The 21,208-nt window shown below is 63.2% G+C and carries 17 protein-coding genes; 1 reads left to right on the top strand and 16 read right to left on the bottom strand.

The window, feature by feature from the left end; genetic code table 11:
* Nucleotides 1-38: 38 nt before the first annotated feature.
* From argJ to R5R73_RS07880, 3 genes are all read right to left on the bottom strand, one after another.
* Nucleotides 39-1,247: a bifunctional glutamate N-acetyltransferase/amino-acid acetyltransferase ArgJ gene (gene argJ / locus R5R73_RS07890; protein ID WP_322529366.1), complete on the bottom strand. Its 1,209-nt coding sequence runs from the start codon at nt 1,245-1,247 to the stop codon at nt 39-41.
* Between the two features lie 48 nt (nt 1,248-1,295).
* Nucleotides 1,296-4,037, bottom strand: a complete 2,742-nt coding sequence (gene secA / locus R5R73_RS07885) for a preprotein translocase subunit SecA (RefSeq protein ID WP_322529365.1) — start codon at nt 4,035-4,037, stop codon at nt 1,296-1,298.
* Between the two features lie 99 nt (nt 4,038-4,136).
* Nucleotides 4,137-4,481 carry a hypothetical protein gene (locus R5R73_RS07880; RefSeq protein ID WP_322529364.1) on the bottom strand — a complete coding sequence of 115 codons (345 nt, stop codon included), beginning with the start codon at nt 4,479-4,481 and terminating at the stop codon, nt 4,137-4,139.
* Between the two features lie 62 nt (nt 4,482-4,543).
* On the opposite strand from R5R73_RS07880, the gene R5R73_RS07875 reads away from it, so the two are divergent.
* A complete protein-coding gene (locus tag R5R73_RS07875; RefSeq protein WP_322529363.1) occupies nt 4,544-5,116 on the top strand; it encodes a DUF721 domain-containing protein in 573 nt (190 codons plus the stop codon).
* 177 nt (nt 5,117-5,293) lie between these two features.
* On the opposite strand, the gene lpxC is transcribed toward R5R73_RS07875, so the two are convergent.
* The 13 genes from lpxC to ftsL form a co-directional block, all read right to left on the bottom strand.
* On the bottom strand, nt 5,294-6,205 hold the full coding sequence (lpxC, locus tag R5R73_RS07870) for a UDP-3-O-acyl-N-acetylglucosamine deacetylase (RefSeq protein ID WP_071232863.1): 912 nt from the start codon (nt 6,203-6,205) through the stop codon (nt 5,294-5,296).
* Between the two features lie 114 nt (nt 6,206-6,319).
* The gene (ftsZ, locus tag R5R73_RS07865) at nt 6,320-7,489 is read right to left on the bottom strand and encodes a cell division protein FtsZ (protein WP_071232864.1); all 1,170 of its coding nucleotides are present in this window, start codon (nt 7,487-7,489) and stop codon (nt 6,320-6,322) included.
* 32 nt (nt 7,490-7,521) lie between these two features.
* Nucleotides 7,522-8,793, bottom strand: coding sequence for a cell division protein FtsA (gene ftsA / locus R5R73_RS07860; RefSeq protein ID WP_071232865.1), 1,272 nt, complete (start codon nt 8,791-8,793; stop codon nt 7,522-7,524).
* A gap of 359 nt (nt 8,794-9,152) precedes the next feature.
* The gene (locus tag R5R73_RS07855; RefSeq protein WP_322529362.1) at nt 9,153-9,872 is read right to left on the bottom strand and encodes a cell division protein FtsQ/DivIB; all 720 of its coding nucleotides are present in this window, start codon (nt 9,870-9,872) and stop codon (nt 9,153-9,155) included.
* A 91-nt stretch (nt 9,873-9,963) separates the two neighbouring features.
* Nucleotides 9,964-11,373 carry a UDP-N-acetylmuramate--L-alanine ligase gene (gene murC / locus R5R73_RS07850; protein WP_244179927.1) on the bottom strand — a complete coding sequence of 470 codons (1,410 nt, stop codon included), beginning with the start codon at nt 11,371-11,373 and terminating at the stop codon, nt 9,964-9,966.
* Between the two features lie 34 nt (nt 11,374-11,407).
* Nucleotides 11,408-12,493, bottom strand: coding sequence for an undecaprenyldiphospho-muramoylpentapeptide beta-N-acetylglucosaminyltransferase (gene murG / locus R5R73_RS07845; protein WP_322529361.1), 1,086 nt, complete (start codon nt 12,491-12,493; stop codon nt 11,408-11,410).
* Complete coding sequence (ftsW, locus tag R5R73_RS07840) at nt 12,490-13,704, bottom strand: putative lipid II flippase FtsW (protein ID WP_256961044.1); 1,215 nt, start codon at nt 13,702-13,704, stop codon at nt 12,490-12,492. The genes murG and ftsW overlap by 4 nt, the downstream gene beginning before the upstream one ends.
* Nucleotides 13,698-15,080 carry a UDP-N-acetylmuramoyl-L-alanine--D-glutamate ligase gene (murD, locus tag R5R73_RS07835; RefSeq protein ID WP_322529573.1) on the bottom strand — a complete coding sequence of 461 codons (1,383 nt, stop codon included), beginning with the start codon at nt 15,078-15,080 and terminating at the stop codon, nt 13,698-13,700. The genes ftsW and murD overlap by 7 nt, the downstream gene beginning before the upstream one ends.
* A 34-nt stretch (nt 15,081-15,114) precedes the next feature.
* Nucleotides 15,115-16,197 (bottom strand): phospho-N-acetylmuramoyl-pentapeptide-transferase, encoded by a 1,083-nt coding sequence (gene mraY / locus R5R73_RS07830; protein WP_322529360.1) that lies wholly within the window; start codon nt 16,195-16,197, stop codon nt 15,115-15,117.
* A gap of 9 nt (nt 16,198-16,206) precedes the next feature.
* Nucleotides 16,207-17,622: a UDP-N-acetylmuramoyl-tripeptide--D-alanyl-D-alanine ligase gene (locus tag R5R73_RS07825; protein WP_322529359.1), complete on the bottom strand. Its 1,416-nt coding sequence runs from the start codon at nt 17,620-17,622 to the stop codon at nt 16,207-16,209.
* Nucleotides 17,619-19,151: a UDP-N-acetylmuramoyl-L-alanyl-D-glutamate--2,6-diaminopimelate ligase gene (locus tag R5R73_RS07820; protein WP_322529358.1), complete on the bottom strand. Its 1,533-nt coding sequence runs from the start codon at nt 19,149-19,151 to the stop codon at nt 17,619-17,621. The genes R5R73_RS07825 and R5R73_RS07820 overlap by 4 nt, the downstream gene beginning before the upstream one ends.
* Nucleotides 19,148-20,878, bottom strand: coding sequence for a penicillin-binding protein 2 (locus R5R73_RS07815; RefSeq protein WP_322529357.1), 1,731 nt, complete (start codon nt 20,876-20,878; stop codon nt 19,148-19,150). The genes R5R73_RS07820 and R5R73_RS07815 overlap by 4 nt, the downstream gene beginning before the upstream one ends.
* Nucleotides 20,875-21,207 (bottom strand): cell division protein FtsL, encoded by a 333-nt coding sequence (gene ftsL, locus R5R73_RS07810; protein WP_322529356.1) that lies wholly within the window; start codon nt 21,205-21,207, stop codon nt 20,875-20,877. The genes R5R73_RS07815 and ftsL overlap by 4 nt, the downstream gene beginning before the upstream one ends.
* Nucleotide 21,208: the final 1 nt, after the last annotated feature.

The raw sequence follows: 21,208 nt of genomic DNA, 5'->3' as shown, positions 1-21,208 counted from the left end.
ACGCGACGTCTGGATAGCGTTCAACATGTGAATGTCGCTCAACTACGGTAATCCGCGTTGATCGATACATAATCGTGGGACAGATCCGATGTCCAGACCGTGGCGTTGGCGTCGCCACGATCAAGCTGAATGCGGATGACGATCTCTTCCTGCGCCATCACCCGGGCGCCAGCCTCTTCCGTGTAGCTCTCGGCGCGCCCGCCGTGCTCGACCAGGCGCACGTTGCCAAGATCGATGACGATGCGCTCGACATCGAGCTCGTCGACCGGTGCGCGACCCACGGCGGCCAGAATGCGGCCCCAGTTGGCATCGCTGGCGTAGAGCGCCGTCTTGACCAGCGGCGAATGGGCCACCGTGAACGCCACCGCCCGCGCTTCGTCGACACTCATCGCCTGTTCGACCTGCAGCGTGACGAACTTGGTCGCGCCCTCGCCATCGCGAATGATCGCCTGGGCCAGGTCGGTCAGCACCGTCGTCAGCGCCGCGCGAAACCGCTGCTCGTCCTCGGCCGACTCGACCTTCGGCCCGCGTCCGGTGGCGATCAGGGTGCAGGCGTCGTTGGTGGATGTGTCGGAATCGACGGTGATGGCATTGAACGACACCCGCACGGCGTCGCGTAGCCACTGCTGAAGCCGGGTGGCGTCGATCGCCGCATCACAGGCGACGAAGCCGAGCATGGTCGCCATGTTGGGCTGGATCATGCCCGAGCCCTTGCTGATGCCGTTGATAGTGACGGTTCCGCCGCTCAGTTCGACCTGCGTCGAGGCGCCCTTGATTCGGGTATCGGTGGTCAGGATGCCCTCGGCGGCGAGCGCCCAGCCGGCTTCGCTCAGCGACTCCAGCGCTGCCGGCAGGCCGGCGGCAATGCGCTCTACCGGCAATGGCTCGCCGATCACGCCGGTCGAGAACGGCAGCACCTGATGCGCATCGACGCCGGCGAGATCCGCCAGCGAGTTGCAGCAGCTCTCGGCATCCTGACGGCCACGAGCGCCGGTACCGGCATTGGCGTTACCGGTATTGATCAACAGATACCGGGGCGCCGTGTGCTGCAGATGATCCCGAGCGACATGCACCGGGGCGGCGCAGAAGGCGTTGCGGGTGAACGTCGCCGCGACCGTGGCGCCTTCCGGCACTTCGATCACCACCAGATCACGCCGATCGGGCTTCTTGATCCCAGCCATCGCCGTGCCGAGACGCACGCCGTCAATGGCCGGCATCTCCGGAAATACTGACTTACCTACCGCCATCTCGATTCTCCTTGGCGGACTCGAGCCCGGCCCGAGTCCGACGCCAACTCAACTCAGCGTGCCGTGGCACTGCTTGTATTTCTTGCCGGAACCGCAGGGGCACGGGTCGTTGCGCCCGACCTTGGGCCCTTCACGCCGTACCGGCTGAGTCTGGTCTTCACCGGACTCCGGGGCGGGCTCCTCTCCTTCGGCGGTCTGCTGCGCGGCGGCCACGGCATCTTCATGGACCGATTGACTGGCAGCCTTCTCGCGCTCCAGCGCCTCGCGACGCTGGCGCTCCAGGTCTTCGATCTCTTCCTGGCGACGCACCTGAACGTGGCTCAGGATACGCGTGACGTCGTGCTTGATGTTGTAAAGCAGCGACTGGAACAGCTCGAAGGCTTCGCGCTTGTACTCCTGCTTCGGGTTCTTCTGCGCATAACCCCGCAGGTGAATGCCGCGACGCAGATGATCCATCGACTGCAGATGTTCCTTCCAGCGAGTATCCAGCACCTGGAGCATCACCTGCTTCTCGAAACGACGCATCATGTCGGCGCCGATCGCCTCGACCTTGGCCACATACTGCCCACGATGCTGGTCCAGCAGACGCTGACGCAGCACTTCCTCATTGAAGTTGTCGTCTTCTTCCGCCCACTGCACGAGCGGCAGATCGAGATTGAACTCCTGCTTGAGCTGATCCTGAAGCCCGGCCAGTTCCCACTGTTCCGGCAGGCTCTGCGGCGGCACGTAGTCGGAAATCGTCTGCTCTAGAACCTCGTCGCGAATGCTGGCGATATTATCGGAGATCTCGTCTGCCGCGAGAATATCGTCGCGCTGTTCGTAGATGACCCGACGTTGGTCGTTGGAGACGTCGTCGTACTCCAGCAACTGCTTGCGAATGTCGAAGTTGCGCCCTTCGACCTTCTTCTGCGCCCGCTCGACTGCATTCGAGACCATCTTGTGCTCGATCGCTTCACCCTCTTCGAGGCCCAGCGCGCCCATCAGACGCTGGACGCGATCCGAACCGAACAGCCGCATCAGGCTGTCTTCCAGCGACAGAAAGAAGCGCGTCGAGCCGGGATCGCCCTGACGCCCCGCGCGACCACGCAGCTGGTTGTCGATACGGCGAGACTCGTGACGCTCGGAGCCGATCACGTGCAGACCGCCGGACTCGAGCACCGCGTCATGGCGCTGTTGCCATTCGGCCTTGATGGCCGCGATCTGCTCCTCGCTCGCACTCTCGAGCTTGGCGGCCTCGGCCTCCCAGTTGCCGCCGAGCACGATGTCGGTACCACGGCCAGCCATATTGGTCGCGAGCGTCACGGCACCGGGGCGGCCAGCCTGAGCGATGATCTCGGCCTCGCTGTCGTGCTGCTTGGCGTTGAGCACGTTATGCGGAATGTTCTTCGCCTGCATCAGCCTGGAGAGATATTCCGAAGTCTCGATCGATGCGGTACCGACCAGCACCGGGCGGTTGGCCTCGCGCTGGGTGTTGACGTCCTCGATGATCGCGTTGAATTTCTCCTCGGCGCTGAGGTAGACCAGGTCGTTCAGGTCCTGCCGCGCCAGTGGCCGATTGGTCGGAATGACCAGCACGTCGAGTCCGTAGATGTGGTTGAACTCGAAGGCCTCGGTGTCGGCGGTACCGGTCATCCCCGCCAGCTTCTCGTAGAGACGGAAGTAGTTCTGGAAGGTAGTGGAAGCCAGCGTCTGGCTCTCGCGCTGGATTGGCACGCCTTCCTTGGCCTCGACTGCCTGGTGCAGGCCCTCCGACCAGCGCCGCCCCGGCATGGTACGGCCGGTGTGTTCGTCGACGATGACGACATTGCCGTCGGAGACGATGTAATCGACGTCACGGTGATAAAGACAGCGGGCACGCAGTGCGGAATGGATATGCTGCAACAGGCCCAGGTTCTGGACCGCGTAGAGCGAATCTTCCGACTTCAGCAGCCCGGCTTCACGCATCAGCTGCTCGACCTGCTGGTGCCCTTCTTCCGTCAGTTCGACCTGCTTCTGCTTCTCGTCGATCAGGAAGTCGCCGGTGGACGGATCTTCTTCGTCGGTGCACTGAGTGAGCTGCTTCGAGAGCGTGTGAATCGTCCGATAGAGCTCGACGTTCTCTTCGACGGGACCGGAAATGATCAGCGGTGTACGCGCCTCATCGATCAGGATCGAATCGACCTCATCGATGATCGCGTAGTGCAGCGGCCGCTGGACCTTGTCCTGCAGCGAGAACGCCATGTTGTCGCGCAGATAGTCGAAGCCGTACTCGTTGTTGGTGCCGTAGGTGATGTCGCAGGCGTACGCCTGGCGCTTCGCTTCGTTGGGCTGCCCGGAAGCGATGACACCGACACTCAGACCGAGAAATTCATAGAGCGGGCGCATCCAGTTGGCGTCGCGGCTGGCCAGATAGTCGTTGACCGTGACGACATGCACCCCCTTGCCGGGTAACGCATTGAAGTACACCGCGAGGGTGCCGACCAGGGTCTTGCCCTCGCCGGTCTTCATCTCCGCGATCCGGCCGTCGTGCAGCGCCATGCCGCCGACCATCTGGACGTCGAAGTGACGCATGCCCAGGACGCGCTTGCTCGCCTCGCGAACCGTGGCGAAAGCCTCCGGCAGCAGCGCATCGAGCTTCTCGCCATCGGCCAGACGCTGACGAAACTCGACCGTCTTGGCCTGGAGCGCTGCATCGTCCAGCGCCTCGAAACTGGCTTCCAGGTCGTTGATCGCCGCCACCTGCTTGCGCATGCGCTTGACGTCGCGGTCGTTCTTGGAGCCGACCAATTTGTGTAGCAATCCGTTCAACATGATCCGTTTCCTGCCTGACTCTGTTCCTGCGTAGTACCAAGGCGAAGATGCGACAAAAAGCCGGCATCGACCACCGATAAACTGAGCTTCTGACGATGATCAGGCAGGAACGGGAGGACCACGACGGGAAATGACATCCAGCGCGGCACTGGCGGCGATAAGAGGCGGGGAATAACCCGGCGACTGGATAAAGGCAGCTGCCCTTTGCGGGTATACGGGACGCTTGGCAGCGACTCGAGCGACGCGTCGGGACTCGGCACGAATGGCCTCCGGGGCCATCAGGTAGACCTGGGTGAGCCGCTCGGCCAGCCGCATGGCTTCGGCATGTATCAGGCCCGCAGGCAGCAGGCAACCGACCAGCACACTGGCCAGCCACCAATGGGCTCGCTGCCGGGGGCGCCATACGGCACCGCGCGGACCGGACTGCGCTTTGGCCGAAGTCATGCTGTCGACGAACTCCGCGTCGTGTTAGGTTTAGCGGGTCTATCCCCACTGCGTGCAAGCCGATGAGTATAAAGGCTAAGCGTTTGCGAGCCCAGCCCGTTTCCCGACTCCTGGAACAACCCGGCGGATTGGGTGACGTCATGCGCATGGCAACGCTGATCGAACGTGCCCAGAATCACCTGAGACGCCAGCTGCCGCCGGACGTTGCCGAGCATCTCTATGTCGGCGGCTATCGCAACGGCGTGTTGACGCTGATCACCGACCGTGCCGCCTGGTTGACCTGGCTGCGCTACGAACAGCCGCGCCTGCTCGAATTGCTGCATCAATTGCCGGGATTCGAGGCAGTCATGAAATTCTCGTTGAAGGTACGCCCGATCCGGCCGGTCAAGGCGATTCCGCGGCAGACACGGCACCTGTCACCGGCAGGCGCCGAGGCGCTCGCCCATTGTGCGGAAGGTCTGGAGGACTCACCGCTCAAGCGTTCGCTGAATCGGCTGGCTTCCCATGCCAATGCCGCCGTGGAGCCCGGCAACGATTTCTCTAACGGCAGCTCCTCCAACGACAATTCCTCTAAGGACGATTCCTCTAGCGACGCCCCCTTCAGCGACGCCTCTTCCAGCGACGATCCCGCCTGACGGCAACGCCAATCCAGCCTCGACGACGCGAGCATTGCCCGACTGGCTAATGCGGCTACCGGCGTCGATCAGACACAAAAACGCCGATCCTGGGATCGGCGTTTTCTCTATTTGGGCTCTGGCAATATCAGGTCGACATCATCAGATCGTCACGACGGCACTCGGTGCCGGTTCGCGTCAGGCCATTGCGGGCGCTGCATAGGAGATCGGTGCAGCCTGGGTCGCTTTTTCGAAGGTCACGATTTCGTATGCCTCCGGATGAGCGAGCAGCTCGCGGCAAAGCTGGTTGTTGAGGCCATGACCAGATTTGTAGCCTTTGAACTCGCCGATCAAGCTGTGACCCAACTGATACAGGTCGCCGATGGCGTCCAGCATCTTGTGCTTGACGAACTCATCGTCGTAGCGCAAGCCGTCCTGATTCACGATGCGATAATCGTCGACGACGATGGCGTTATCGAGGCTGCCGCCCAGTGCCAGGTTCTGCGACCGCAGAAACTCCAGATCGCGCATGAAACCGAAGGTGCGAGCACGCGACACTTCCTTGACGAAGGAAGTGGTCGAGAAATCGACGCTGGCTGTCTGCTTCTGCTGCTCGAAGACGGGGTGATCGAAATCGATCGCGAAGCTGACCTTGAAGCCGTCGTGCGGCAGAAACGTCGCCTGCTTGCCGTCATCGTTGACGGTGACTTCGCGCTTGATGCGAATGAACTGCTTCGGCGCGGCCTGCTCGGCGATACCAGCAGACTGGATCAGAAACACGAACGGGCCTGCGCTGCCATCCATGATCGGCACTTCGGCCGCACTCAGCTCGACGTAGGCGTTATCGATTCCCAAACCGGCAAATGCCGACATCAGATGCTCGACCGTGGCGACCTTGACGCCATCCTTGGACAGCGCCGTACACAGATTGGTATCGGTCACGCTTTCTGCGTGCGCCGGAATATGTACCGCCGGATCGAGATCAGTACGCACGAACACGATACCCGTGTTGGGCATTGCGGGTCGCAGCGTCAGATACACTTTCTCCCCGGAGTGGAGGCCCACGCCTGTCGCGCGGATCGTGTTCTGCAACGTTCGTTGTTTGATCATGGGCATCGACCTGACAGTCAAATGGTTTGGAAACGGTGTTCACTATAACACCAAACCACCGCTTCACCAACCTTATCGACGTTACAGAATGATGACGGGCAGTTTAGATCGCTATCAATCCGCCTGACGACGCAGGAACGCCGGAATGTCCAGATAGTCATCCATGTCGGACGTCTTGCGCTTTTCCTGCTGCGACTTCTTGGCCGCCGCTTCCTGCTCGGCGCGTGCCGCCTGCTGGCGCATGACCGCCGGCTGCTGAAGCTTGCGATAATCTGTCGTTTCCGGGCGGGAAGCCACCGATTCACGCGGGATCGCCTTCTCTTTCTGCGCATCCAGCCCTGCGGCAACCACTGTCACCCTCAACTCGTCGGACATTTCCATGTCGATGGAAGTGCCGACCACGATGGTCGCATCCTGGGAGGCGAACTCCTGAACCGTGGCGCCGACATCGTTGAACTCGCCGATGGACAGATCCGGCCCCGCCGTGATGTTGACCAGGATACCGCGTGCACCGTGCAGGTCGATGTCTTCGAGCAACGGGCTGCGAATGGCCTTCTCGGCGGCTTCGCGGGCACGGTTTTCGCCAGTCGCGGCGCCGGTGCCCATCATCGCCATGCCCATTTCCGACATCACCGTGCGCACGTCGGCAAAGTCGACGTTGATGATGCCCGGGCTGGTGATCAGCTCGGCGATACCCTGAACGGCACCCAACAGGACGTCATTGGCGGCACTGAACGCCGTCAGCAGGCTGGCATTCTTGCCCAGTACGGACAGCAGTTTCTCGTTGGGGATGGTGATCAGGGAGTCGACGTACTCGGACAGCTCCTTCATGCCCTCTTCCGCCGCGCGCATGCGCTTCGGCCCCTCGAACGGGAAAGGACGTGTCACGACAGCAACGGTCAGAATACCCAGTTCCTTGGCGACCTGAGCGACGACAGGCGCCCCGCCCGTGCCGGTGCCGCCGCCCATGCCGGCGGTGATGAAAACCATGTCCGCACCTTGGAGCATGTCCGCGATGCGATCGCGATCTTCCATCGCCGCCTGACGTCCGACATCCGGATTCGCCCCCGCCCCCAATCCCTTGGTGATCTCGCCACCCAGTTGAAGAACGGTCTTGGCCGCTACACGCTTGAGCGCCTGGGCATCGGTGTTGGCGCAGATGAACTCGACGCCTTCGATGTTACTCTCGACCATGTGGTTGACGGCATTACCGCCGCCGCCGCCGACACCGATGACCTTGATGACTGCACTACTAGAAGGTGCATTATCTACTAGTTCGAACATTGCCCCGTCTCCAAGACCGCGCTTGCGGCCTGTCAGAAATTTCCTTTAAACCAGCCTTTGAGTCGCTCCAGCGCCGAAACCTCTTCCCTGGTCCCGCGCCGGGGAAGTGAGTCTTCCCGTTGAGGCTGGGCTGATACTGCGCGAGAGTGCTTGGCGTCTTTCATACCGTAGAGTAGCAAACCTACCCCGGTCGAATAAATCGGGTTGCGTACTACGTCCGCCAAGCCGCGGACATTGTACGGACAAGCGATACGGACCGGCATGTGAAATATTTCCTCTGCCAGTTCGACGACCCCCTCCATCCGGGACGTGCCCCCCGTCAACACGATCCCTGCTGCCACCAGGTCCTCATAGCCGCTGCGACGCAATTCTTCGCGCACCAGCGTGAAGAGCTCCTCGTAGCGGGGCTCGACGACTTCCGCCAGCGCCTGGCGGGAGAGATCCCGTGCCGGTCGGTCTCCGACGCTGGGAACCTTGATCATCTCGTCGCTGCTCGCCAGCTGGGTCAGCGCGCAGGCATACTTGACCTTGATCTCTTCGGCGTACTGAGTCGGGGTGCGCAGCGCCATGGCGATATCATTGGTCACCTGATCGCCGGCAATGGGGATCACCGCAGTATGGCGAATGGCGCCTTCGGTGAAGACCGCGATGTCCGTCGTACCGCCGCCGATGTCGACCATGCAGACACCAAGTTCACGCTCGTCTTCGGTCAGCACCGCGTGGCTGGAGGCCAGTTGCTCGAGGATGATGTCGTCGACTTCCAGGCCACAGCGTCGCACGCACTTTTCGATGTTCTGAACGGCATTCATCGCCGCCGTCACCAGATGCACGCGGGCCTCGAGACGCACCCCGGACATGCCCAGAGGCTCGCGGATGCCCTCCTGGGTGTCGATCGCGAACTCCTGGGGAATGACGTGAAGCACCCGCTGGCCTTCGGAAATGGCCCGGGCACGGGCAGAGTCGATGACGCGGTCAATGTCTGCAGGCGCGACTTCGCGCTCCTTGATCGCCACGACACCATCGGAATTCATGGAGCTGATATGGCTACCGGCGATACCGACGTACACAGAGTGGATATCGCAGCCTGCCATCAGTTCGGCTTCTTCAACGGCGCGCTGAATCGACTGAACGGTTGATTCGATATTGATCACGACACCCTTCTTCATGCCACGAGAAGGATGCGAACCAATCCCGGCAATTTCCAACCCGCCATCATCAGTGGGCTGCCCCACGATGGCGACCACCTTGGATGTTCCGATATCCAGCCCGACCACCATATTGGAAGCGTTGGATTGTCCTGCCATAGGTCGGGGTCGCTCCTCAAACTTCACCGATAAACCGGATAGAAATGGGCCAATAAAGAGTCGGGCTTATTATAGGAACAAGACGACCTTTTTCACCAGCCCATCGCGAAAACAAAAGCCACAGTAAGCCCTTTTTCATTAAAAAGGAAATAAGGAAGAAGCCTTACCGCTATTTAAGTCGCGCCGACATGGCGGAATACATAGGCTGACATGGCGGAACACATAGATAGCCGAGGCCAAGAATGGCGTCCGGCGTATAAATGCCGGTCGCCGCCGGGCCTGCTTCCTTGCCGATGAGGAAAGCCGAGAGGCCGTCAACTGCGGGGCTCGATTGAGATTAGCTGCCAATGATTTCCAGGCTAATCACTGGGGACCGTAGCCGTTTCACCATGCCTTGCCACCGAAACGCCATTGGGATAACGAAGATCTATGTAGCGAATCTGCGACGCCTCTCTACCCAACTGTCGCTTCCATGCGGCAATAAAACGAGCCAATCTCGCATCCAGATCTGCACGCCCGAGAATGATCCAAACGCCATCATTGATTTGAAAGCGCCAGGCACCGCGTGGTTCCAGTCTCAATTGCGTGATGGAAACCCCCAGGCCCGATAGCGCGCGACGCAGTGAGTCATAGTAACCGAGCACTTCCCGCCCCGACCCGGCGGGACCGCCAAGATCGGGCAGGCGACGACCGAAATCGCTCACCGGCCCAGGCGAAAAAGGCTGTCCCCGCGTATTGAGCAGGAGTTCATCGTTCCAGCGCGCAACCGGATCCTGTTCGTAAAGCACGAACCGCAAGGTATTGGGCCATTCCCGTGAAACGGTGACCTCGCGCAGCCATCCGATCTCGCGCGCTTCGTCACGCAGCTCGGACAACGACAGGGAAAGCCAGGTATGACCGCGCACCAGCGGCGCCAACTCCTTCTGCAGGTAGCTCGCACTCACATAATTCAAGTCGCCACTGATCGACACGCGAGCGATGGGCTTGTCCAGCCACAACCACAGCGCTCTGCCGCCGGCGCCGATGAGCACCACGATCATGAGCACGCCGAGCAGCGTTCCCCGCGCACTGGAATTCATGACGCCCGCCCCACCCTCGAGCTGCCATGAAGCCGCTCGACGGCTCCGAACCTCTTCGCCAGACGCGTACCTTTGGACAGGATCGCCACACTCAAAGGACCACCTCGTCGAGTCTCAGCGCACTGTGTGCCAGCGCCTGCGCAATGCCGCCGATATCGCCGGCGCCCTGAGTGATCAGGATGTCCCCGGGGCGCAGCACCCGCGCGAGAATATCCGGCAGGGCCGATTTTTTCTCGATGAACAGCGGGTCGACCTGGCCGCGCTGGCGAATCGACCCTGCCAGCATCTTGCCTTCGGCACCCGGAATCGGCGCTTCCCCAGCGCTATACACGTCGAGCAGCAATAGCGTATCGACCCCGGAAAGCACCCGGACGAAATCTTCATAAAGGTCGCGAGTGCGGGTATAGCGGTGCGGCTGATAGACCATCACCAGACGTCGTTGCGGCCAGCCGGCACGCACCGCACGGATGACCATCTCCACCTCCCGCGGATGATGGCCGTAGTCGTCGACCAGCATCACCTCGCCACCCTGCGGAAGCGGGTAGTGGCCATGGACCTGGAACCGTCGGCCAACCCCTCCGAACGATGCCAGCCCCTTGACGATATCGTCGTCGCTGACACCGGCATCGGTAGCGACGGCAATCGCGGCGAGAGCGTTCAAGGCGTTATGGGTGCCGGGCATGGCCAGCGTGATGGCTAGCGGCTCGAATCCCTCGGGTCGTTCGGCGACGAACCGGATGACGCCGGCCGTCTGCTGGAAATCCCGCACACGAAAATCGGCCTCTTCACTGAAGCCGTAGGTCACGAACTGGCGCTGAACCTGGGGCAGCAATTCACGCACGTGATCGTCGTCGAGGCACAGCACGGCGCGACCGTAGAACGGCAGATTGTGCAGGAACTCGATGAAGGTCGTCTTCAATCGCGTGAAGTCGCCATCGTAGGTCGCCATGTGGTCGGCGTCGATATTGGTGACGATCGCCGTCATCGGCTGCAGGTGCAGAAAGGACGCATCCGATTCATCGGCCTCGGCAACCAGAAAGTCGCCGGATCCCAACCGCGCATTGGTACCTGCGCTGGTCAGCTTGCCGCCGATCACGAAGGTGGGATCGAGTCCCGCCTCGGCGAACAGCGTCGACAGCAGGCTCGTGGTCGTGGTCTTGCCGTGGGTGCCGGCGACCGCGATGCCGTGACGAAAGCGCATCAACTCGGCCAGCATTTCGGCGCGCCGCACCACCGGCACGCGACGCTCGCGCGCCCACTGGATTTCCGGATTGGTCGGATCCACCGCCGTCGATACCACGATGACATCGGCCCCTTCGGCATTGACCGCCGCATGGCCGATGGCCACCCGAATGCCGCACTCGCGCAGATGATGAGTAACGGTCGACTCGCGCAGGTCACTGCCGCTGACCTCGTAGCCTTCGTTGACCAGGACCTCGGCGATGCCGCACATGCCAGCGCCGCCGATCCCGACGAAATGAATGCCTCGAATACGTCGCATGCCGAGATGCGAGCGCACGGGACGCGTCTGAATGCTATCGCTCAAAACCGATCTCCATGCAGCCGTCGACAAGACGTTCGACGGCATCGAGGTGAGCCACCCGGCGTGCCTGGCTCGCCATACGCGCCAGCACGTCCGGCTGCAAAAGTGACTCGAGCGCCGCCTGCAAACGTTCAGGGGTGAGCTCGGCCTGCTGTATCAATTGCGCGCCGCCGGCCTCGACCAGATGACGCGCATTATGTGTCTGATGGTCATCCACCGCGTGGGGGAAAGGCACCAGCAAGGAAGGCTTGGCTGCCGCCGAGAGCTCGGCAATGGTGAGCGCGCCGGCCCGGCACACGATGATATCTGCCCAGTCGTAGGCGGCAGCCATGTCATCGATGAAAGCGCTGACCTCCGCCTCGACACCCGCCGAGCGATAGCCTTCCCGCGTGACCTCGTCCTTGTCGCGGCCGGCCTGATGGCGAACCTGCGGACGGCTCGAGGCGTCCAGCGCCGACAGCGCGACCGGCAGCTTCTGATTGAGCGACTGCGCGCCCAGCGACCCCCCGAGCACCAGCAAGCGCAGGGCGCGATCGTTCATCTGCTCCGCCGTTCTAGGATGCTCGCCCAGTGCGGCGATATCCGCACGCACCGGATTGCCGACCACCTCGGCCTTTCCGTCGGGGAAAGCACCGGGGAACGCGGCGTAGACTCTGGTCGCCAGACGCGCCAGCGACCGATTGGTCAAACCGGCAATGGCGTTCTGCTCATGAACGATTAGCGGCTTGCCGGCCAGGCGTGCCGCCAGCCCGCCGGGACCGCTGGCAAACCCGCCCAGACCGACCACCAGTTGTGGGTCGAAGCGCCGGATCACCTGACTCGACTGCCGGATGGCTCGCGTCAGTCGCCACGGGATCGACAGCCAGCCAGCCAGCCCATTGCCCCGCAGGCCGGACACGTCGATTCGGTTCAGCGCGATGCCGGCCTCGGGAACGAGGCGGTTTTCGATTCCCCTCGGACTCCCCAGCCACTCCACCGCCACGCCGCGCTCGATCAGCGCCTTGGCCAGCGATAGCGCCGGGACGACATGCCCGCCCGTACCGCCAGCCATGATCAGTACACGTTTCAGTTCGCTCATAAAGTCGGTTCCACCGCTTCGCTCGTGGGCTTGGCCTCGCCGCTTTCCTTCGCGGGCTTCGGCCGCCGCTGCAGTCGCCTGATCTCCACATCGACGCGGAACAGAATCGCCATCATGATCCCGCTGATGATGAGACTCGAGCCGCCGTAACTCAGAAGGGGTAGCGTCAACCCCTTGGTCGGCAGCATGCCGGAACTGACCGAGATGTTGATGAATGCCTGCGCACCAATGACGAGCGCGATGCCGTAGCAGAGGTAGGCCGCGAACGGAATGCCGGCAAGCTCCGCCTTGCGCCCGATGCGAAAGGCACGGAACACCAGCAGCGCGAACAGCAGGATCACGCCCACAGCACCGAACAGCCCCAGCTCCTCGGCCAGCACGGCGAACACGAAGTCGGTATGCGCCTCGGGCAGATAGAACAGCTTCTGGACACTGTTACCCAGCCCCAGGCCGAACCAGTGGCCGCGACCGAAGGCGATCAGCGCCTGGGTCAGCTGGTAACCGGTGTTGTACTGGTCCGCCCAGGGGTTGGCGAAACTGGTGATACGCTGCAGGCGATAGGGTTCCGCCACCGCCAGCATGACCGCGCCCGACCCGACGACGACCAGGATCAGCAGGAACCGCCACAGCGGCGCCCCCGACAGCAGCAGCATCCCCATGACGCAGCCGGTCAACACCACGACGGCACCGTAGTCGGGTTCGAGGATCAGCAGAAAGCCGATCAGCGCCATCACCGCCAGCGGGCGCATGAAGGCGCCCCAGCTTCGGCGCACCTCGGGCAGGTAACGCTCCAGATAGCCTGCGATGTAGACGATCAGGCACAGCTTGGCGACTTCCGAGGCCTGGATATTGATGATGCCGAGCGGAATCCAGCGCCGGCTACCGTTGATCTCGCGACCGACGACCAGGACCACGAACAGTAGCAGCAACGCCACGATCAACATCATCGGACCTTTCTGACGCCACCAGTCCAATGGCAAACGCACGGCAAACAGCCCCACCCCGATCGATGCGAGCACGAAAATGCCATGTCGGATGCTGAAGTAGTAAGGGTTGCCGGTCAGGCTTGCAGCGATTTCGGTGGAAGCGGAAGTCACCATCACCCAGCCGATCAACATCAACGAAAGCGTCGCCAGCAGCAGCCAGCCATCGAACGCCTGATGCCGCGTGGTCAGTCGCTCCTGCGAGGTCTTCAACATCGCCTTCAGCATGCGGCTTCCTGCCCTGGTTCGAGCGGTCCTTGATCAAGAAAGGCGCGGAACGCCTCGCCACGCGCCAGATAATTGGGAAATTGATCGAGACTGGCGCAGGCCGGCGACAGCAGCACGCAGTCTCCTGCCTCGGCAATCGAGGCCGCCCGCTGCATGGCTTCGACCAGGGTATCGACGCGATGGGTCGCCACCTGTGGCGTCAATGCCGCCACCAGCTGCGGTGCATCCTGGCCGAAGACGATCGCCTCTCGGGCGTGTCGAGCCAGCGGCGCGGCCAGCGGCGTGAAATCCGCCCCCTTGCCGACGCCGCCCCCCAGCCAGATCAGCTTTCCGGCCAAGGTCTCGCCCAGACCGGCGATGGCCGCCAGCGTCGCGCCCACGTTAGTGCCTTTGGAATCGTTGATCCAGCGAACGCCGCCGCGCTCGGCAACTATCTCGCCGCGATGCGGCAGCCCGGCAAAGTACCCCAGTACCTGACGCATGACCGCCAGCGGCAGCCCGATAACATGCCCGATCGCCATCGCGGCCAGTGCATTGGCCTGATTGTGACGCCCCGCCAGCCGCAGCTCGCTGACCGGCATCAACGGCCGCTCGCCGTGGCACAACCACTCGCCCGACTCGAGAGGCGATATGCCCCACATCCCGTCCGCGGGGGCCTTCGTCGTGAAGCGCTCGCAGGGTATCGACGCATCCTCCGGCCAGGTCGCCTCGTCTTCGGCATTGACCAAGACGTGCCTGGCCTTGTCGAAGATTCGCGACTTGGCTTGCCGGTAGCCGGCCATGTCGCCATGCCGATCAAGGTGATCGACGGACAGGTTGAGAAAGGCGGCGCACACCGCGCCCAGCCCCTCGAGCGTCTCCAGCTGGAAACTCGACAGCTCCAGCACGAACAGTTCGGCATCGGGTTGATCGATCAGCAGATCGAGCGCAGCGTCGCCCAAGTTGCCTCCCACGGCGACCCGCCTGCCAGCCTGCCGCGCCATGTCGCCGACCAGCGTAGTCACCGTGGACTTGGCGTTCGACCCGGTAATGGCGACTATCGGCGCCTTGCAGTGGCGTGCGAACAGCGCGATCTCGCCGATGACGCGATCCCTCACCGCGGCCAGCCCGGACTTCTGCAGATCCACGCCGGGACTGACGACGATCTCGGCGAACGCCTGCAGATCCAGCGCCTCGAGACCGCCCAGATGGATCTCGACCGTCGGGAACGCCTTGCGGAAGGCCTCGATCCCCGGCGGAGCGGTGCGGGTATCGGCCACCACGAAGCGCTCCCCCCGGTGCTGCAGAAAGCGGGCGATCGCGCGGCCGGAAATCCCCAGCCCGACGACCAGCCACGGAGCCCCGTCTCGACGATGAGGCTCCTGTGGACGATGCATTGAAGGGGTGGAATGCACGGAATCGCTCATGGCATCAACGCAGCTTCAAGGTCGCCAGGCCCAGCAGGACCAGCATGACGGTAACGATCCAGAAGCGCACGATCACTCTCGGCTCCGGCCAGCCCTTGAGCTCGAAGTGGTGATGCAGGGGCGCCATGCGGAAGATGCGACGCCCGGTCAGCTTGTAGGAGCCGACCTGGAGAATGACGGACACCGTTTCCATGACGAAGACGCCGCCCATGATGAACAGCACAATCTCCTGGCGAACGATGACCGCGACGATACCCAGCGCCGCGCCGAGCGCTAGTGCCCCCACGTCCCCCATGAAGACCTGAGCGGGATAGGTATTGAACCAGAGGAATCCGAGCCCCGCGCCGGCGATGGTGCCGCAGAATACCGCCAGTTCGCCGGCGCCCGGCACCTCGGGAATATGCAGGTACTCGGCGAAAACGGCGTTGCCGCTGGCATAGGCGAAGACCGCCAGCCCCATGGCGACGAGCACAGTCGGCATGATCGCCAGGCCATCGAGGCCGTCCGTAAGATTGACCGCGTTGGAGCTGCCGACGATGACCAGATAGCTCAGCACGATGTAGAACAGGCCCAGCGGAATCACCACGTCCTTGAACAGCGGCACGATCAGGCTGGTCTCGACCGGGCTCGCCGCGGTGAAATAGAGAACCAGCGAGGCACCGAGGCCGATCACCGACTGCCAGAAATATTTCCAGCGCGCCGGCAGCCCGCGAGGATTCTTTTCCACTACCTTGCGGAAGTCGTCGACCCAGCCGATGGCGCCGAACCCCAGCGTGACGGCCAGCACCACCCAGACGTAGTGATTGGTCAGGTCGCCCCAGAGCAGCGTGCTGACGGCGATGGAGATCAGGATCATGGCACCGCCCATGGTCGGCGTACCCGCCTTGGACAGGTGCGACTGGGGGCCGTCGTCGCGCACGGCCTGGCCGATCTGGCGCTCAACCAGACGACGAATCATCTGCGGCCCCATCCACAGGCTCAGAAACAGCGCGGTCAGCGTTCCCAGGATCATGCGCAGGGTCAGATACCCGAATACGTTGAAAGCACTTTGGAAATGGGTCAACAGTTCAGCCAGAAAAAGCAGCATGAGTCGGATTCACCTTGAGGCATCATCACGCAGTGCGGCGACGAGTCGTTCCATGCCGGCGCTGCGCGATCCCTTGACCAGCACGCTGGCCCGGGAAGGAAGCTGATCCTGGGCAAAGCGCTCGAGCGCTGCCCAGTCATCGAAATGATGGCCTTCGTCACCGAAGGCCTCGGATGCGGCACGCGCGGGTTCACCATACGTGCCCAGAAAATCGAGTCCGAGGTCGCGGGCCGAACGGCCGACCTCGGCGTGCAGGCGCTCGCTATCTTCGCCCAGTTCCCCCATCGCGCCGAGGAAACACCAGCGCGGCGACGGCAGCGACGACAACGCCTCCAGCGCCGCTCGCATCGCGCCGGGGTTGGCATTGTAGGTATCGTCGATCACGCAACTGCCGCGAATGCCGTCGACCACCTGCATTCGACCCGCCATGCTGCGGCAGGCTTCGAGCCCGGCCGCGATCTCCGCCGCGCCGAAACCCAGCGCATGCGTGGCCGACGCCGCCGCCAGCGCATTGCGTACGTTGTGCCGGCCCATCAGCGACAGCCCGACGCGTACCGACGCCTCGCCCGGCAGGCAAAGCGTGAAAGCATAACGCCCGGCCGGGTCGCAGACCAGATCACGAGCCGTGACACTGGCGCCAGCCTCGATACCGTAGTCCTTGATACCGTAGTCCCTGATACCGTAGTCCTCGAGACCGTAGTCGACGACCCGGGCGCGCCCGGCCAGCGCCCGCCACACGGGAAAATAGGCTTCGTCCCGATCGAGAACGGCGCAACCGTCGCTGGAGAGACCCGCCAGGATTTCCCCCTTGGCCTGGGCAATCTGTCCCATGCCGCCGAACTCGCCGACATGCGCGCCCGTGACGTTGGTGATGATCGCCACCTGCGGCTTGGCCAGCGCCGTGGTCCAGGCGATTTCCCCCAGATGGTTGGCGCCCAGTTCGATCGCCGCATAGCGATGCTCGGCGGCAAGCTCGAGCAGCGTCAACGGTGCGCCGATGTCATTGTTCAGATTGCCGCGCGTGGCCAGCGTCAGCGCCCGCCGGCCCAGTATCGAGGCCAGCATCTCCTTGACCGTGGTCTTGCCGCTGTTGCCGGTGACCGCGATCAGCTGTCCGTCCCAGTCGAGCCGATGCGCGCGAGCCAGCAGACCCAGCGCCAGACGCGTGTCGGGCACGACGATCTGTGCCAGCGAATCGGATACCGGATGGTCGACGACGGCGCCGACCGCCCCTTTTTCCCGCGCCTGAGCCAGAAACTCATGGGCATCGAACCGCTCCCCCCGCAGCGCGACCAGCAGATCGCCGGGGCGGAGCGCTCGCGTATCGGTGACGATTCGCGAGACCGCAGCATCTGCTCCTTCGCAAGGCGCATCGACGAAAGGCGCACCGAGCCGCACGGCGATGGTGCTCAACACCTCGCTCATGCGGTTTTCCCCTTTACCTGGCATAGCGCCGTCGCGATGTCGATATCGCTGAACGGGTGGCGCACGCCGTCGATCTCCTGATAATCCTCGTGACCCTTGCCGGCAATCAGCACGATGTCGTCGGCGCCGGCAGCGTCGATGACCCGCTCGATCGCCTGCCGCCGCCCATCGATAGACCAGGCCGCCGCTTGCGCCGAAGGTGACAGGCCGGCCACGATCTGGTTACGAATGCGGCTCGGATCTTCGCTGCGCGGGTTGTCGTCGGTGACGACGATTCGATCGGCGAGCGTTTCGGCCACGGCGGCCATCAACGGACGCTTGCCGCTGTCGCGATCGCCGCCACAGCCGAACACACACCAGAGCTTGCCGCCTTCCCGGCTCGGCAGATGTGCGCGCAGTGCCGAGAGCGCATTCTCCAGTGCATCGGGGGTATGGGCGTAATCGACCACCACGACAGGCCCGCCGGCATCGGCCACTCTCGGCAGCCGCTGCATGCGCCCTGGCACCGGCTGGAGCCGGGACGCGGCTTGCCACAGCGAATCCAGCGAGTAGCCCAACCCGTAGAGCGTGGCGATCGCCGACAGCGCATTGTCGAGGTTGAAACGTCCCATCAGCGGCAATTCGAGAACGCCCTCGTTCTCCGGTGTCGCGACGATGGCGCGCAATCCGCCGGGCAGCGCCTCGCAATCGACGACCCGCAAGGTCGTCGCCTCGTTGCTACCGGTGGCCAATACCCGGACGCCTTCCGGCAACCCCGCCAGCATCAGTCGTGCGAGCGGGTCGTCGCCATTGACGACCGCCAGCTTCAGCCCGTCGCGCTTGAACAGCCTGGCTTTCGCCGCCGCGTAAGCCGCCATGCTGCCGTGATAATCGAGATGATCGCGGCTCAGGTTGGTGAAGACCGCGGTATCGATTCGGGTATCGCCCAGCCGCTCCTGCGCCAGTGCATGCGACGACACCTCCATCGCCACGATTTCGATGCCCTCGCTCGCCAGTTCGCCGAGCATCTGTTGCAGCGCCAGCGGCCCCGGCGTGGTCTGCAGTGCGGAACGTACCGCGCCGGGCCGGCCATAACCCAGCGTACCGATGACCCCGGCCGGCGTACCGAGCGCCTCCAGCAACGCGGCGATATAGTGAGTCACCGAACTCTTGCCGTTGGTCCCGGTAACGCCAATCACCGTCAACGATGCCGGTACGTCGAACAGTCGGCGGCCCAGCGCCGCCAGCTGCCGCGTCAAACCCGGCAGTGCAAGGACTCGTTCGTCGTCCGACCATTGCGGATCGAGCCCATCGGCCTCGCACAGCACGCCCGCGACACCGGCTCCAAGCACATCGGCGATGAATTGTCGCCCGTCCGCGCTGACGCCCGGCACCGCCAGGAACAGATCGCCCCCCTGCAGTTGCCGACTGTCCAGGCACAGCGTCGAATCGACCGAGGCGGGAAGCCAGGAAGTCAACCGCTCGGGGCGAGCGATCTCGGGCCAGAGCGAGGCCAGCGCGTCGGCGAGTCTTGCGGTATCGATCTTCATGGGTTGGACTCCTGTTCCGTCGCGCTGGATGGCGCATCGGGAGGCACGTCGAGCAGCCGCAAGGCGTTACCGACGACACGACTGAACACAGGGGCAGCGACCAGGCCACCGTAGTAGTCACCCTTCTTGGGATTGTCGATCATCACCACCGTGACGATACGCGGATTGGAAGCCGGGGCAATACCGGCAAAAAGCCCGCGATACTCGACTTCCTGATAGCCCGTGCTGGTTACCTTGCGCACCGTGCCGGTCTTGCCGGCAATCTGGTAGCCCGGCACCATCGCCAGATGTCCACCCGCGTTGGGCTGGACGATCTTTTCCATCATCGCCAGCAACTCATGGGCGATACGCGGCGACATCACCTGCTCGCTATCCGGGTCGCCATTGAGTTTGAGCAGCGACGGAGACAACCGCTTGCCATCGTTGGCGATGGCCGTATACGCGCTCGCCAGTTGCAGCGGAGTCACGGCGACGCCGTAGCCGTAAGCCATGGCCGCCTGGGCGCTACGCGGCAGATTGATCATGGAGGGCAGGCTGCCGCTGTTTTCACCGGGGAAGCCGGTCCCGGGCGACTGCCCCAGGCCCAGTTCGCGATAGCGATTCCAGATGGCATCCTGGGGCAGCGACAACGCGATGTGAGACATGCCGATATTCGATGAGTGCAGCAGGATTCCCGCCGGCGTCAGCTTGCCGTAGTTGCGGAAGTCCCGGATAGTGTAGCCATCCACCACCATCCAGCCCGGCGAGGTGTCGATGATGCTCTCCGGCGAAAATTGATCGGAAGCCAGGGCTGCCGACATGGCCAGCGGCTTCATCACCGAACCGGGCTCGATGGCGTCGGTAATCGCCTGGTTGCGCAATCCGCGCACATCGACATCACTGCGGTTGTTGGGGTTGTAGGATGGCAAGTTCGCCATCGCCAGCACTTCACCGGTCCGCGCATCCAGCATGACCAGCGAACCACCGTCGGCGTCGTTCTTGCGAACCCCCGCTGCCAGTTCGCGATAAGCCATGTACTGCAGGCGCAGATCGATCGACAGCGAGAGATCACCGCCCGGCTTGGCTTCCTCGATCAGATGCAGATCCCGAACCAGCCGCCCTTTGCGGTCCTTGAGCACACGTCGCTTGCCGGGCTGGCCGGTGAGATAGCGGTTGTAGGCGAGCTCGAGCCCTTCCTGCCCCTTGTCGTCGACATTGGTCACGCCGACGAGCTGTGCCGCCACTTCTCCCGCCGGATAGTAGCGCTTGTATTCGTCGCGGGCGTAGACGCCGGGCATCTGCAGATCGAGAACCGGCTTGGCCGCGGCCGGCGTGAGCTGGCGCCGCAGATACATGAATTCATGATCCGAGTAACGCGAGATGCGATCGGCCAGTTGGCCGGGATCCACCTTGAGCGCCTTCGCCAGCAGCGTCTGCTGGATAGGATCCTGGGGCAGTTCCTGCGGATTGGCCCAGAGCGTGATGACCGGCGTCGAAATCGCCAAGGGGTCGCCGTTGCGATCGCTGATCATTCCGCGATGCGCCCCGATGGACTCGACGCGCAGCGTGCGGGCATCGCCCTGGTTCTGGAGGAAACTGCGGTCGATTACCTGGAGATAGACGACGCGGCCCACGAGGGCGGATAGCGCCACCAGGATGATGAACAACATGAACCAGTAGCGCCCCGCCCCCAGCGGGGCGTCCGCTCGGCGTCGCCTGTCCGTGGCAGCGCGTCTTGTCGCACTCATGGATGAATCACCTTCACTTCATCGACACTCGGTACGCGCATGTTCAAACGCTTGCTGGCCAGCGACTCGATACGTGCCGGTGACGACCAGGTACTCTCCTCGAGCAGCAGGCGCCCCCACTCCGTCTGCAGGGAATCCCGCTGATTCTCCAGCTTTTGCAGCCGTGCATACTGCACCCGGGTCAAATGAGACGTGCTGATGATGGCCAGCGCCGTTACCAGCACCGCGATGGTCACGATGCCGAGCAGTATGCCGCGGAACCCCGGACGGCGGGCGAACGGCCAGTCACCGGTCTCCAACAGGCTGCGTCGTCGTCCTTGAACGGCCATG

It is taken from the genome of Salinicola sp. LHM (assembly GCF_034479735.1).
Lineage (GTDB): Bacteria > Pseudomonadota > Gammaproteobacteria > Pseudomonadales > Halomonadaceae > Salinicola > Salinicola salarius.
Note: the sequence above shows the minus strand (reverse complement) of the source record. Positions and strands in the feature narration are given on the sequence as shown.

Excerpts from the sequence above, each read along its gene's own strand:
- argJ (WP_322529366.1), bottom strand. The coding sequence starts at position 1,247 with ATGGCGGTAGGTAAGTCAGTATTTCCGGAGATGCCGGCCATTGACGGC.
- secA (WP_322529365.1), bottom strand. The coding sequence starts at position 4,037 with ATGTTGAACGGATTGCTACACAAATTGGTCGGCTCCAAGAACGACCGC.
- R5R73_RS07880 (WP_322529364.1), bottom strand. The coding sequence starts at position 4,481 with ATGACTTCGGCCAAAGCGCAGTCCGGTCCGCGCGGTGCCGTATGGCGC.
- R5R73_RS07875 (WP_322529363.1), top strand. The coding sequence starts at position 4,544 with ATGAGTATAAAGGCTAAGCGTTTGCGAGCCCAGCCCGTTTCCCGACTC.
- lpxC (WP_071232863.1), bottom strand. The coding sequence starts at position 6,205 with ATGATCAAACAACGAACGTTGCAGAACACGATCCGCGCGACAGGCGTG.
- ftsZ (WP_071232864.1), bottom strand. The coding sequence starts at position 7,489 with ATGTTCGAACTAGTAGATAATGCACCTTCTAGTAGTGCAGTCATCAAG.
- ftsA (WP_071232865.1), bottom strand. The coding sequence starts at position 8,793 with ATGGCAGGACAATCCAACGCTTCCAATATGGTGGTCGGGCTGGATATC.
- R5R73_RS07855 (WP_322529362.1), bottom strand. The coding sequence starts at position 9,872 with ATGAATTCCAGTGCGCGGGGAACGCTGCTCGGCGTGCTCATGATCGTG.
- murC (WP_244179927.1), bottom strand. The coding sequence starts at position 11,373 with ATGCGACGTATTCGAGGCATTCATTTCGTCGGGATCGGCGGCGCTGGC.
- murG (WP_322529361.1), bottom strand. The coding sequence starts at position 12,493 with ATGAGCGAACTGAAACGTGTACTGATCATGGCTGGCGGTACGGGCGGG.
- ftsW (WP_256961044.1), bottom strand. The coding sequence starts at position 13,704 with ATGCTGAAGGCGATGTTGAAGACCTCGCAGGAGCGACTGACCACGCGG.
- murD (WP_322529573.1), bottom strand. The coding sequence starts at position 15,080 with ATGCATCGTCCACAGGAGCCTCATCGTCGAGACGGGGCTCCGTGGCTG.
- mraY (WP_322529360.1), bottom strand. The coding sequence starts at position 16,197 with ATGCTGCTTTTTCTGGCTGAACTGTTGACCCATTTCCAAAGTGCTTTC.
- R5R73_RS07825 (WP_322529359.1), bottom strand. The coding sequence starts at position 17,622 with ATGAGCGAGGTGTTGAGCACCATCGCCGTGCGGCTCGGTGCGCCTTTC.
- R5R73_RS07820 (WP_322529358.1), bottom strand. The coding sequence starts at position 19,151 with ATGAAGATCGATACCGCAAGACTCGCCGACGCGCTGGCCTCGCTCTGG.
- R5R73_RS07815 (WP_322529357.1), bottom strand. The coding sequence starts at position 20,878 with ATGAGTGCGACAAGACGCGCTGCCACGGACAGGCGACGCCGAGCGGAC.
- ftsL (WP_322529356.1), bottom strand. The coding sequence starts at position 21,207 with ATGGCCGTTCAAGGACGACGACGCAGCCTGTTGGAGACCGGTGACTGG.